Source organism: Serratia aquatilis (assembly GCF_044865145.1).
Classification (GTDB): Bacteria; Pseudomonadota; Gammaproteobacteria; order Enterobacterales; family Enterobacteriaceae; genus Chania; species Chania aquatilis.
The window spans coordinates 2,976,445-2,989,626 of record NZ_CP173186.1 but is presented as its reverse complement, the minus strand read 5'-3'; the positions used below and the strand labels follow the sequence as shown (position 1 = coordinate 2,989,626).

General features: G+C 50.6%; 8 protein-coding genes. 5 read left to right on the top strand and 3 right to left on the bottom strand.

Annotated elements, in window-relative coordinates; genetic code table 11:
• Positions 1-64: 64 nt before the first annotated feature.
• On the bottom strand, positions 65-4,036 hold the full coding sequence (gene putA / locus SAQUA_RS13475; RefSeq protein ID WP_380675721.1) for a trifunctional transcriptional regulator/proline dehydrogenase/L-glutamate gamma-semialdehyde dehydrogenase: 3,972 nt from the start codon (positions 4,034-4,036) through the stop codon (positions 65-67).
• Positions 4,037-4,625: 589 nt separating this feature from the next.
• On the opposite strand from putA, the gene putP reads away from it, so the two are divergent.
• The 3 genes from putP to SAQUA_RS13460 all read left to right on the top strand — a co-directional run bounded on the left by putP (position 4,626) and on the right by SAQUA_RS13460 (position 8,125).
• Entirely contained in the window at positions 4,626-6,110 is a 1,485-nt protein-coding gene (gene putP, locus SAQUA_RS13470; protein WP_380675719.1) for a sodium/proline symporter PutP, read from the top strand.
• Between the two features lie 686 nt (positions 6,111-6,796).
• Complete coding sequence (gene phoH, locus SAQUA_RS13465) at positions 6,797-7,585, top strand: phosphate starvation-inducible protein PhoH (RefSeq protein WP_380675717.1); 789 nt, start codon at positions 6,797-6,799, stop codon at positions 7,583-7,585.
• A 372-nt stretch (positions 7,586-7,957) separates the two neighbouring features.
• On the top strand, positions 7,958-8,125 hold the full coding sequence (locus tag SAQUA_RS13460) for a hypothetical protein (RefSeq protein WP_380675715.1): 168 nt from the start codon (positions 7,958-7,960) through the stop codon (positions 8,123-8,125).
• A gap of 103 nt (positions 8,126-8,228) precedes the next feature.
• Here SAQUA_RS13460 and chaA read toward each other — a convergent pair whose 3' ends face one another.
• Both chaA and SAQUA_RS13450 read right to left on the bottom strand, forming a co-directional pair.
• Positions 8,229-9,329 carry a sodium-potassium/proton antiporter ChaA gene (chaA, locus tag SAQUA_RS13455; protein WP_380675713.1) on the bottom strand — a complete coding sequence of 367 codons (1,101 nt, stop codon included), beginning with the start codon at positions 9,327-9,329 and terminating at the stop codon, positions 8,229-8,231.
• Between the two features lie 304 nt (positions 9,330-9,633).
• Positions 9,634-10,452 (bottom strand): siderophore-interacting protein, encoded by an 819-nt coding sequence (locus SAQUA_RS13450; RefSeq protein ID WP_380675711.1) that lies wholly within the window; start codon positions 10,450-10,452, stop codon positions 9,634-9,636.
• 678 nt (positions 10,453-11,130) lie between these two features.
• Between SAQUA_RS13450 and SAQUA_RS13445 the strand changes: the two genes are divergently transcribed.
• Together SAQUA_RS13445 and cbl are read left to right on the top strand one after the other, a co-directional pair.
• A complete protein-coding gene (locus tag SAQUA_RS13445) occupies positions 11,131-11,826 on the top strand; it encodes a gamma-glutamylcyclotransferase (RefSeq protein ID WP_380675709.1) in 696 nt (231 codons plus the stop codon).
• A gap of 289 nt (positions 11,827-12,115) precedes the next feature.
• Complete coding sequence (gene cbl, locus SAQUA_RS13440; protein WP_380675707.1) at positions 12,116-13,069, top strand: HTH-type transcriptional regulator Cbl; 954 nt, start codon at positions 12,116-12,118, stop codon at positions 13,067-13,069.
• The last annotated feature ends 113 nt before the right edge of the window (positions 13,070-13,182 follow it).

Here is a 13,182-nt window from a genome sequence, read left to right as displayed (position 1 = left end):
CAAAAAACCCCGCAGTGCGCGGGGTTGTATAGGTTTATTGCCGTCGGCAACTGAGCATTAAAAATCAACCAATTGTCATCAGGCTGGCATTCCCCCCGGCGGCTGCGGTGTTAACGCTTAATGAGCGTTCGATCAACAGACGTTCCAACAAGATATTGGTTTCGCCGTGGGTAAAACCTTGTACCGAGACAATGGCCCCACTGCGCTGAGCGATCTGCTCGCACAGGCTGCGCAACTGATCGGCATCACCGTGATAAATCACCGCGTCAAACGCCACCTTGTCCTGCGCCCAGTCCTTACAGAAAGCGATCCGCGCCTTCACGGCGTCGGGTAGGCGGCGGAACAGGGCTCGCTGGAGTTCCGCCTCCGGCCACATTACCTGGCTACCCACAGCCAGTACTGCAGCCAACTGGGTCAGAGCGTCGGTGTCGTTATCAGCCAGGCACAGTACGCGTTCGCGTGGCAGCAGGGCATAAGTATTACGCTCTCCCGTTGGCCCCGGCAATGTGCGCATGGTGCCCGCCTGACAAATTTCGGCATATTGCTGAGCCAAAGTGGCCAAGTCCTGCAGGTTCTCGGCAACAGCCCAATGCTCCAACGCCTGATGTGGTGCAAGCAGAGTAGGCCGCACTGTGGCTTCCAGAGGAAGTTCTTTATCGTGACGGTTTAGCGTGCGCTGTACGGCATCCAGCGGGCGGTTAGCCAGCAAGCGATACAGGTAGAGAGGACCACCGGCTTTCGGCCCGGTTCCTGATAGACCTTCGCCACCGAAAGGCTGTACGCCAACCACTGCACCGACCATATTGCGGTTAACATATAGGTTGCCGACTTTGGCATGATCGGTCACCTTGGCGATGGTTTCATCAATGCGTGTATGGATCCCCAGCGTCAGGCCGTAGCCCGAAGCGTTGATCTGCTCGATCAATGCTTTCAGATTGGCACGCTGGAAGCGGACAACGTGCAGGACCGGACCAAAGATCTCTTTTTGCAACTCGTCAAAGCTTTCCAGCTCAATCAGCGTTGGTTTTACAAAGGTACCGCGTGCCCACTCTTTCTCCTCATCCCCGGAACCCTTCGCCGCTTGATATACTTTGCGGCCTTTGGCACGCATGGCCTGGATATGGTTCTCGATAGTGGATTTTGCCTCGGCATCGATCACCGGCCCAATGTCGGTAGACAGCCGCTCCGGATTGCCCATACGGCATTCGGCCATGGCACCACGCAACATTTGTAGCGTATGTTCCGCCACATCTTCCTGGATACAGAGAATACGCAGGGCGGAACAGCGCTGCCCGGCACTGTCGAAGGCAGACGCCACAACGTCAGTCACCACTTGTTCGGTCAGGGCCGAAGAGTCGACAATCATGGCGTTCAGGCCGCCAGTTTCGGCAATCAGCGGCGTCGGACGGCCTTGCGGATCCAGACGGCCAGCGATACTGCGCTGCAATATACCGGCAACAGCGGTAGAACCGGTGAACATTACGCCGCGTACACGGGCGTCATTAACCAATACGGCACCCACAGTCTCGCCTTGGCCCGGCAACAGTTGCAACACGCCCTGAGGAATGCCCGCCTCCTGCAGAATACGAACCGCCTGCGCGGCGATTAAGGGAGTTTGCTCCGCCGGTTTGGCCAGCACGCTGTTGCCTGCGGCAAGCGCGGCGGCAATCTGACCGGTGAAGATGGCCAATGGGAAGTTCCACGGGCTGATACAAACCACTGGCCCGAGGGGGCGATGGCTGTCGTTGGCGAAATCTTCAGATGCCTGGCTGGCGTAGTAACGCAGGAAATCAACGGCTTCACGCACTTCTGCAATGGCATTGCTAAAGGTTTTTCCCGATTCGCGTACCAGAATACCCAGTAGATTTTGTAACTGGTTTTCCATCAATTCGGCGGCACGTTGTAAAATAGCGGCGCGCTCAGAAGGTGGGGTCGAAAACCAGATTGGCCCGGCTACGGCGGCGGCATCAAGCGCTCTGCTCACTTCGCTTTCAGTAGCTTCGCGGACATAACCGACAATATCTCCCGGTTCGGCAGGGTTGAGTATCGGTTGTTCAACACCCTGATCCAACTCGGCATCGATCATCGGCTCTGCACGCCACTGTTGCGCTGCGCTGGTAAGCAGGGCGCTCGAGAGGGAAGCCAGCCGTTGCTCGTTTGACAGGTCCAACCCGCTGGCATTGACGCGTTTAGCACCGTACAACTGGCGTGGCAACGGGATCCGTGGGTGAGGTAAGCCTATTTGCCCTTCATTGGTGGCCATGGCTTCAACGGCACTGACCGGGTCAGCAACCAAATCGTCCAGTGAGAGTGTGGCATCGGCGATGCGATTGACGAAAGAGGTATTAGCACCGTTCTCCAGCAAACGGCGTACCAGATAGGCCAATAGGGTTTCGTGAGTACCAACCGGAGCATAAATGCGGCATGGGCGGCTTAGTTTGCCGTCAGCGACTTTGCCTACCACCTGTTCGTAGAGCGGTTCACCCATCCCGTGTAGGCATTGGAACTCATACTGGCCGGGGTAGTAGTTATTACCCGCCAGATGATAAATGGCACTGAGAGTGTGGGCATTATGAGTGGCAAACTGCGGATAAATCAGGTTAGGGACTGACAGCAGTTTGCGCGCGCAGGCTAGGTAAGAAACGTCGGTATAGACTTTCCGGGTATACACTGGGTAGCCTTCAAGGCCATCTACCTGTGCCCGTTTGATTTCGCTATCCCAGTAAGCCCCTTTCACCAAGCGGATCATCAGGCGGCGACGGCTGCGGCTGGCCATATCAATCACGGCATCAATGACAAACGGGCAGCGCTTTAGGTAGGCCTGAATGACAAAACCGATACCGTTCCAGCCTGCCAATTGCGGTTCAAAACAGAGTTTTTCCAGCAGATCGAGGGAGATTTCCAGGCGGTCTGCCTCTTCGGCATCAATGTTGATACCAATATCATACTGACGCGCCTGTAGCGTCAGCGATAGCAGACGTGGATACAACTCTTCCATGACGCGATCGTATTGTGCACGGCTGTAACGCGGGTGTAGGGCCGACAGTTTGATCGAGATGCCAGGGCCTTCATAGATACCCCGACCATTTGAGGCTTTGCCGATAGCATGGATCGCTTGCTGATAGGAAACCAGATACTTCTGTGCGTCGGCTTCGGTCAGGGCCGCCTCACCCAGCATATCGTAAGAGTAGCGGAAGCCTTTATCCTCCAGCTTGCGTGCGTTAGCCAGCGCTTCAGCAATGGTTTCACCGGTGACAAACTGCTCACCCATCAAACGCATCGCCATATCCACACCTTTGCGGATCAGGGGTTCGCCACTCTTACCGATAATCCGGTTCAGAGAACGAGACAAACTGTCTTCATTGTGCGTAGAAACCAGCTTACCGGTAAACAGCAGGCCCCAAGTGGCGGCATTAACAAACAAAGAAGGGCTGCGGCCAAGGTGCGACTGCCAGTTGCCGTTACTGATCTTGTCGCGGATTAGCGCGTCGCGTGTCGGCTTGTCTGGAATGCGCAGTAATGCTTCCGCCAGGCACATCAGCGCTACGCCTTCCTGCGATGAGAGTGAGAACTCCTGCAGCAATCCCTGCACGATACCCGCGCGGCCTGTGGCGCTCTTTTGATTACGCATGGTTTCAGCAATCCCGTAGGCCAGTTTATGGGTTGCTTGCGCAAGATCGGCAGGCAGGCGTGCCTGTTCGAGCAGCATGGGAACCGCTTCGGTTTCTGGGCGACGGTAAGCGGCAGTGATAGCGGCTCGCGTAACGGACTGCGGCAGAATTTGTTCAGCAAATTCAAGGAATGGCTGGTGTGACTCTTCGCGCTCTTGCGGCATAATATCGTCCGCCTCGGTCTGAAGGGCAGCGGCAAGCGTCGGAATTTCTGGAATATCAGAACCGCTTTCAAGACGCTCGAGATAATTGAAAATGGCTTGCTTGATTAACCAGTGCGGTGTGCGATCAATCCGCTGCGCTGCGCTTTTAATCCGGTCGCGAGTTGCTTCATCAAGCTTTACGCCCATTGTGGTAGTGCCCATACCGATCCAACTCCTGTGTTTTGGAACCTCTCCCAGACATGTTGATAGCAAGAACTCAGGGGTCTTTTGGCAGAGGTTCGTGGAAAGCTGATGCTGTAAATGCAGACAATATCCTGCATGTTGCAACTTTGTGCAACCTTGTTAAATAATGCCTGTGAGTGAAGTGTGAGTTCAAGCGAATTTTTAACATTATTGAGTAATAAGTGGATGTTCTATCTGAGGGGCTACTGAGGAAGTAAATACCGTTTTCTTGCGCTGACAGGGCCTAAAGTTGAGGTGCAACTCATTTCAGTCACTGCTGGTGTAACCTCGTAAATGGGTAAGTGTGATGCAGGGTTAACTTTGTGTAACTAGATTGTTAAATGTCTTGTTGATTGCAGATGGCTTCATCTAGGATAGCCAGCGTTTAGATTAGGAAGGACAAAACAATCTTCAGTCTTTGCCAACTCGTTGGGTGCCTCGTTCTGGCATCTTGGCGATTGAAAGGCATCGCAGATAACGTAAATAAAGAAAACCCTAACATTTTCAATATATTGTTAAGTTCACAGCAATATGGATGAGAAGGGGTACAGACAAAGTGGAGAGCTGAATGACTATGAACACACCTATGCTGGTGACCTTTCTGGTCTATATCTTTGGGATGATATTGATCGGATTAATGGCGTACCGGGCGACAAACAATTTTGACGATTACATTTTAGGGGGCCGCAGGCTAGGGAGTGTTGTTACTGCCCTTTCCGCTGGCGCTTCTGATATGAGTGGCTGGTTGTTGATGGGCTTGCCGGGCGCTATTTTTCTTTCGGGAATTTCGGAAAGTTGGATTGCCATTGGATTGACCATCGGTGCTTACCTCAACTGGAAGCTGGTGGCCGGGCGGTTGCGCGTGCATACCGAAGCCAACAACAATGCGTTGACGCTGCCCGACTATTTCACCAGCCGTTTTGAAGACAACAGCAAGCTACTGCGCATCATTTCCGCCATCGTCATTCTGATATTCTTCACCATTTATTGCGCGTCTGGCATCGTTGCCGGAGCACGCCTGTTTGAAAGTACCTTTGGCATGAGTTACGCCACCGCACTGTGGGCGGGGGCTGCGGCCACAATCATCTACACCTTTATTGGCGGATTCCTGGCGGTAAGCTGGACTGACACCGTACAGGCGACTTTGATGATTTTTGCCCTGATCCTCACGCCAATAATTGTCATTTTTGCTGTGGGTGGGATCGACAGTTCATTATTGGTGATCGCAGCGCAAAACCCAGCCAATCTGGACATGATGAAAGGGTTAAATCTGGTGGCGATCCTGTCGTTGCTTGGCTGGGGCTTGGGCTACTTTGGACAGCCGCATATTCTGGCTCGCTTTATGGCAGCGGATTCCCATCGTACCATTCGTAGCGCAAGACGTATCAGCATGACCTGGATGATATTGTGTCTTGTAGGGACTATGGCGGTTGGTTTCTTCGGTATTGCCTACTTTGCTAATAACCCCGATCAGGCTGGGGATGTTTCGCAAAACGGTGAGCGTGTCTTTATCGAACTGGCTATGCTGTTGTTCAATCCATGGATTGCGGGGATCCTGCTTTCGGCGATCCTGGCCGCGGTTATGAGTACTCTCAGTTGTCAATTGTTGGTGTGTTCAAGTGCGATCACCGAAGACTTGTATAAGGCTTTCCTGCGTAAAGGGGCCAGCCAGAAAGAGCTGGTCTGGGTTGGCCGTGGCATGGTGTTATTGGTAGCGCTGGTGGCTATTGCCCTGGCAGCTAATCCAGAGAACCGCGTGCTTGGGTTGGTGAGTTACGCCTGGGCTGGATTTGGAGCTGCTTTTGGCCCGGTGGTACTGATTTCCGTTATGTGGTCACGTATGACACGCAATGGTGCTCTGGTTGGCATGTTGATCGGGGCGATCACGGTAATCGTCTGGAAACACTATGCTTGGCTTGATCTCTATGAAATTATTCCTGGTTTTCTCTTTGCCACTATCGCCATCATTGTTGTGAGTTTGCTGGGGCGCAAACCTTCGGCAACAATGACCGAGCGCTTTGATCAGGCAGAAGCCGAATTTAAAACGGTATAATCTCTTACTCATCTCTCCCTGATAATCAGGGGGAGATTTTCCAGCTTACATAGCGATTAATTAGCTGGTAAGTGCGTGAAGGAAGAAAGTAGATGGGGTTTTTTATTTGCTTAAATTTTAATCTTAGCACCAACGAGAGGTGAGGGGGGTTATTGTTAATATCATGATAATAAACATAAAAATAAACTGTCTGGTAGAGTTGGGTGGGAATGATATAGTGTTCTGGTATCCCTGATAAGAAAAAATAATAATTTTTTTACATTTTAGTAACACGGAGAGTTTGAATGTCATTATAATGTAATCATGTGGCGGTAGTTTCACTCGGTGCACAGCTTAAAGCTGTAAATATCACTGCGGGGATCGCTAATGGTAAAGTCCTTGGTTGGGCTACAAAGAACAGATAACATACCTTCCCTGATTTCTCGTTGTAACGAGGGTTCTCTCTCCGACTCTCAATTTCTGACCGATTCCTGGCTCTTCTTTTGCAATAATCTGGCTAATTCACTCTTATCTTGCACATTCGCGTTGTCCTGTGAAGAAACGTCCCATTTACCTGCGGGCGCGTATTCACGTTATTCATTGGCTTATATTGGCTCTGAAGGAGGCCATAACCTAATACGTGTGTAACATAATCGCGCGGCATGCGATGCCGCTGCGGTAGGTGAAACAAACTGTAAGGTGCCACTATGGGAAGACAAAAAGCAGTGATCAAAGCACGTCGTGAAGCCAAACGTGTTATTCGCCGCGATGCGCGCAGCCATCGTCAGCGTGAAGAAGAAAGCGTGACTTCGCTGGTGCAAATGGGTGGTGTTGAATCTATCGGTATGGCACGTGACAGCCGGGATACTTCTGCCATCAAGGCGAGAAATGAAGCGCAGGGTCATTACTTATTAGCCATAGAAAACAAGCAGTTGATATTTGCTACCGGTGAGGCTGGTTGTGGTAAAACATTTATCAGCGCCGCGAAGGCGGCAGAAGCCCTTATACATAAAGAGGTGGATCGGATTATCGTAACGCGTCCGGTTCTGCAGGCGGATGAAGATCTCGGCTTTTTGCCGGGGGATATTTCTGAGAAGTTCGCCCCTTATTTCCGGCCGGTGTATGATATTCTGTTACGCCGTTTAGGATCGTCTTTTCTGCAATACTGCCTACGCCCTGAAATCGGCAAGGTAGAAATCGCGCCCTTCGCCTATATGCGCGGACGCACTTTCGAAAATGCGGTAGTGATTCTGGATGAAGCCCAGAACGTTACGGCAAGCCAGATGAAGATGTTCTTGACCCGTTTGGGTGAGAATGTAACGGTTATCGTTAACGGTGATATTACCCAATGCGATTTACCGCGCGGAACGAAGTCTGGCCTAAGCGATGCGCTTGAACGCTTTGAAGAGGACGAGATGATCGGTATCATCCGCTTCGAGAAACAGGACTGTGTGCGCTCAGCTTTGTGCCAGCACACGCTCAATGCTTACGGTTAACCTATCTGATATGTTCGCAAAGGCCACGTCGGTGGCCTTTGCTTTGCCTGCTATATCTAGGTTATAACGGTAAAACAATGAGTTAAATTTCACTGTAGACCACTATACCCCCTAAAAACCGCCCAAGTGTGGACACAATGTGGACGTTAAACATCGGTTTTTCCCCGCAGCGGATTATATGAAATTGCATCTTGTAAAAAGTCGGGCGCAAATGGCCTCAGCCCGAAGGGTCGTGCCCCAAAAGCCCGTTCGAAGTAAAGTCGGGCTTGAACAGAGGGCCACTCTGCCCTTCACCCTCCGCCTTGATAACGGGCTTTTGGGTCTGCGACGGCACCACGGGCAATTAAGGGACACAGCCTAGGCGATTACGTCTTGTCACGCATCAACCAGAGTTCGCTTGCGCAATTGCATGAGATTGAAGTTAATCCAGAAGCTGTGCAGCAATTAAAATCACCACCTCCTGAATTTAAAGACAAATTATTATCTTCCTGCATTCAACAGAAAGCAGACGAACTCGAGCAAGTGCATGTTTTCGGTTAAACACTGCAATTTTGGTAAGTTGCGTGGTAAGGCTGAGACGTTAATTCCTTCGCTGTAAATTAATCGAGGCACCCTCTGGTACCTCGATTCACAGATAAGCAATCTACGCGAAAATGGTCATCATATAAGCGGCAAACAGTGCCAGGTGCGCGGTGCCGTTCAATACGTTGGTTCTGCCAGTAGAGAAGGAGATATGGCACAAAACCAAGACCGTCAGCATCACTACCATGTGGGGAGACTGCAGACCGAAAATTAGCGTCTGGCCGGTCAGGGTGGCAATAATCGTTACTGCGGGTACAGTGAGTGAAATGGTGGCCAGAACGGAACCAAAAAACAGGTTCATTGCACGTTGTACCTGATTATTCAGCACCGCCCGTAAAGCCCCCAATCCTTCAGGGGAGAGGATCAGCAACGCGACCAGGAAACCGGTGAACTGCGAAGGTGCGTTAAGCTTGGTGAGTAGGCCTTCTAGCGGGTTGGCATTGAATTTTGTTACCGCAATTACAGCCACCAGATGCACGATCAACCAGCTGGCATGCCATAGGCTGCTGTGCGAAGAAGGTTTTCCGTGGTGCGGGTCACCATCATCATCTTCATGTTCATAAACGAACAGGTTCTGGTGAGTTTTGGTCTGGATCAGCAGAAAAACACCGTACATCGCGGCCGAGATTGCCGCAACCAGCAGCGATTGGCCGACGCTAAAGTTTCCACCAGGTAAGGCACTTGGCAGTACCAGCACGATCACCGCTAGTGGAAAAATCGCCATCAGATACTGCTTGATGCCACCAAGGTTAACAAATTGTGTGGCGAATTTTCGCCCGCCGAGTAGCAAGGCAAATCCCACCAGACCGGCGGTTACAATCATGATGATCGAATAAAGTGTATCGCGCATTAATGCCGGGGCCGCGTCGCCGGTTGCCATCAACGCTGAGATCAGGCTCACTTCCAGTATCACAACTGACAGGCTAAGGATCAGAGAACCATAGGGTTCACCTAACCGATGGGCGAGTACGTCTGCGTGGCGTACCACACTGAACGCACTGCTGAGAATACCCACCAAAGCAAAAATGTTAATGGCAACAATTAATGGGAAATTGCTTGTGGCTCCCCATATATTGAGCACAACCAAGGCAGCAATGGGAAAAATGAGGGAGTACTCTGTATGGCGGGATTTGGATCGGCCAGGATCGTTGTGCGACTTCATTGCGGTAAATCTCCTTCTCAAACTGCGTGGTCCCGTCATCGCTGCTCCCGGTAAGGGAGTAGCATATCCAGAAAGTTGTGATTAATAATAGGATATACCCGTTTTGTTGAACGGGGCAAAATGTAGCGTTGTTTAAACTAGAGAAAGCAACACCTTGCTTTGTGTGACAAGAATAACAAAATAAACCGTTTTTAAAACGGTTTATTTGCTGACTTTTACCTGACTTGATGGATTTTAAGAGGAAGGCGGTCATAAAACCGCTTTAACGCGCTATTATCGCTATAAATTAGGAAGGTACTAATCTTCAGGAATCAATGTTATCCATGATTTCGTGCCTTTTATTGTGGTACCCCTCCTCATTTTCCCCTTCGCGCCAGTAAGGTACGGCATAGAGCTGATTACGCTCACATTGCCTCTCACGGCGCAGGTAACGCCTTAATTCGACGACCAGGCGATCTTCACCAGCCAACCAGAAGTAAGTACCGTTTTCCGGTAGCGCCAACGAGCAAAATTGAGCGATGAGTTCTGCGGTCTTTGCCGTGCTACCGATGACCCAGCTTAATTCAAAACCGATGGGCCTTTGTAAATCAAGCACATCTGCTGGAGTATCTACGCGGATAAAGGCATGCCCTTTATGGTGCGGGGGCAGATTTTCTAGTAGAGCGGCAATGGCAGGTAGTGAAGAGGGATCGCCAGCCAGACAGTAAAAATCAGCACTTGGTAGCATCGGTTTAGGGCCACCAGGGTTACTGATGCCAATTTTATCGCCCGGTTTAGCCTTGCGAGCAAAGTCTACTGCCGGGCCGCTATGGTCGTGCAAGGCAAACTCGATATCAATCTCACCAAGCTCTGGCCTCACGGCACGAATAGAATAGGTGCGAATTAACGGGTGCACGGCGTCAGCTGGCCATACTGGTCCGTTCTCGCTTAGGGTAGGCAGATCTGGTTGAGCTTGACCCTCACGCGGCAAAAACACTTTGATGTGTGCAGCAGCGGATTCAGAGGGGTAATCATGCAGGTCGGGGGCGCTAAAGGTGATGCGGCGCAGGTGTGGTGTGATATCGCACAGTTTGGCGACTTCGATCAGGTAGGGTGCGCGGTTACGTGGGGCTTTGGTCGTCACGAGATTCTCCTTTGTTTTTCTGCGGCGAGTATACCATGCCATCTGATAATGAGAATCGTTTGATAGATAGGCTGTGTCCCTTAACTGTCCGTGGTGCCGTCGCAGACCCAAAAGCCCGTTATCAAGGCGGAGGGTGAAGGGCAGAGTGGCCCTCTGTTCAAGCCCGACAACGCAGAGGATGGGCTTGTGGGGCGCGACCCGTAGGGCTGGGGCCATTTGTACGCATTGCTGCGTTGTTCGCCGCTCATTTGGTCCACCAAACCTCGCGGCTCACGCCTTGCTCTGCGTACAAATGACCACCAGCGGCACTCGCGTCCAGTTAAGGGACACAGCCTAGTGCTCTGTAGCCACTTTCCGCGTTGCCGCCTGCAAACAACTCGAATTACTTTGGGTATCACAACATTCTCAAAGCCAAATAAGGAAAAAAGGGGACGCTACTATATAATTTTTAATAGTAATTACGGCTAGAAACTTGATCGCCAGGCAAGAACAGAATATGGTCAAGTCTATAGTGGAAAGTTTATCGAATTAATACATTTTCGTACCTATAAATAGACTCAAAATAATTCGAGTGGCGTGCTGCAAAGCACTGGCAACTCGAAATGTGACGAGTACTGAATTACAAAGACACAGTGGCAAAGGGATTGGGGCAACCCTATTCCCAGGAGGTTGTAGTAGTTGTTAACTCGAGAATTTCTGCAAAAAGCAGATTGTAAAACTGCTTTTGGCACGATTGAGGAGTCGCTGTTGCTGACCACCGAACAGCGTTCAGCGTCATTGGCATGCACCCTGTCGCGGCGTCCAGATAATTGCCCGGTATGGGTTTTTGGCTATGGTTCTCTGATGTGGAACCCAGTCTTTGAATCTGAAGAAGTGCGTCCTGCAACCTTGCAAGGCTGGCATAGGGCTTTTTGCCTGCGTTTGACTGCCGGGCGTGGAACACTGAATCAACCGGGGCGTATGCTTGCGTTGCAGGAAGGTGGGCAAACCGCTGGTCTGGCTTTCCGATTGCCTGAGAATACGCTGCGCGAGGAGTTGGAGCTGCTTTGGAAGCGAGAGATGATCACCGGTTGTTATCTGCCCACTTGGTGTGACCTGAGTCTGGACGATGGTAACGTCGTCACTGCACTGGTGTTTGTGATGAACCCGCAACACCCGCTGTTTGAAGCAGACACTCGTCATCAGGTGATAGCTCCGCTGATTGCCAGTGCCAGCGGCCCGTTGGGTTCAAACGCTCAATACTTGTTTGCATTGGATAATGAACTGAAGAACCACGGTATGAAAGACGACTGTATTGGCGAGCTGGTCAACTATGTACGGCAATGGTTACAGCAAAACAATTCGGGCTCTTTTGGCAGTGGGGCGATAGCCTGAAACGGGGAATGATGCGTGGTGTCTTTGGCGACGCCACGTTTGGTTTATATCTATTCCCTATATCTAATAACTCTGACTGCAAAATCCTATTACTCAAATAAAGATTGTTTTTATTTATCTATCTGATTTTATTATCATTTTTAATTTATGCTGCTTACGGCGAGAGCTTTTACTGGCCCAAAAACCGTTTAGCATAAAAAGCTATAAGCTAAGGTAATTTCTTATTTGTTCCTTGTTAACAGACTTCGTATCAATATCGTTAATGTTATTGGGCGAATAGAGGGGCAGAATGAACTTTCAGCAATTAAAAATCATTCGAGAATCGGCACGTTGCAACTACAACCTTACCGACGTGGCAAACGCTTTATTTACCTCACAGTCTGGCGTTAGCCGTCATATTCGTGAGCTTGAAGAAGAACTTGGCATTGAGATATTTATCCGCCGTGGGAAGCGGTTGTTGGGCATGACGGAACCTGGCAAAGAGCTGCTGCTGGTGGCTGAGCGTATCCTCAATGATGCGAATAATATTCGCCGCTTGGCAGACGTTTTCAGTAACAATGATACTGGCCAATTGCACATTGCCACCACGCATACACAGGCACGTTACAGTCTGCCGGGCGTGATTAAAGAGTTCCGTAATTTATACCCAAGGGTACGTTTAGTTCTTAATCAGGGCAACCCGGAAGAGATTGTTGCAATGCTGGCGTCGGGTGAGGCTGATATAGGAATTGCCAGTGAGCGATTGATGAGTGAGGGATCTCTGGCAGCATTTCCTTACTATCGTTGGCACCATACCATCCTGGTTCCGGAAGGCCATGAACTGACACGCCAGCCGGTGGTGACGTTGGAAATGCTCAGTACCCTGCCACTGATTACCTATCGTCACGGGATCACCGGGAGAGTGCGGCTGGATAACGCCTTTAAAGCCGCAGGGCTGGCAGCGGATATTGCGTTGAGTGCCCAGGATTCTGATGTCATAAAAACCTATGTGGCTCTGGGGTTGGGGGTGGGAATAGTGGCTGATATTTCTTTCGAACCTGACAGAGATCGTGGGTTGGTTTGTCTGAATGCCGAACATTTGTTTGAACCAAATACCGTTTGGTTAGGGTTGAAGCGCAGCCAGTTACAGAGAAACTATGCCTGGAAATTTATCCAGCTATGTAACCCGGTTTTATCGCTTACGGAAATCAAAGAGAAAGTTTTTTCGGCTCATTTGGATAAAACGATCGATTTTCAGATTTAAACCCAGTGAGGCTCACAACCCTAACCACTGCGTAAAGTGCAACGCCATAAGCTGCTTTCAGGTATATCGGCTAAGGCATAACTTTGTCGTCAGGTAGTCAATTCCTGTGGATC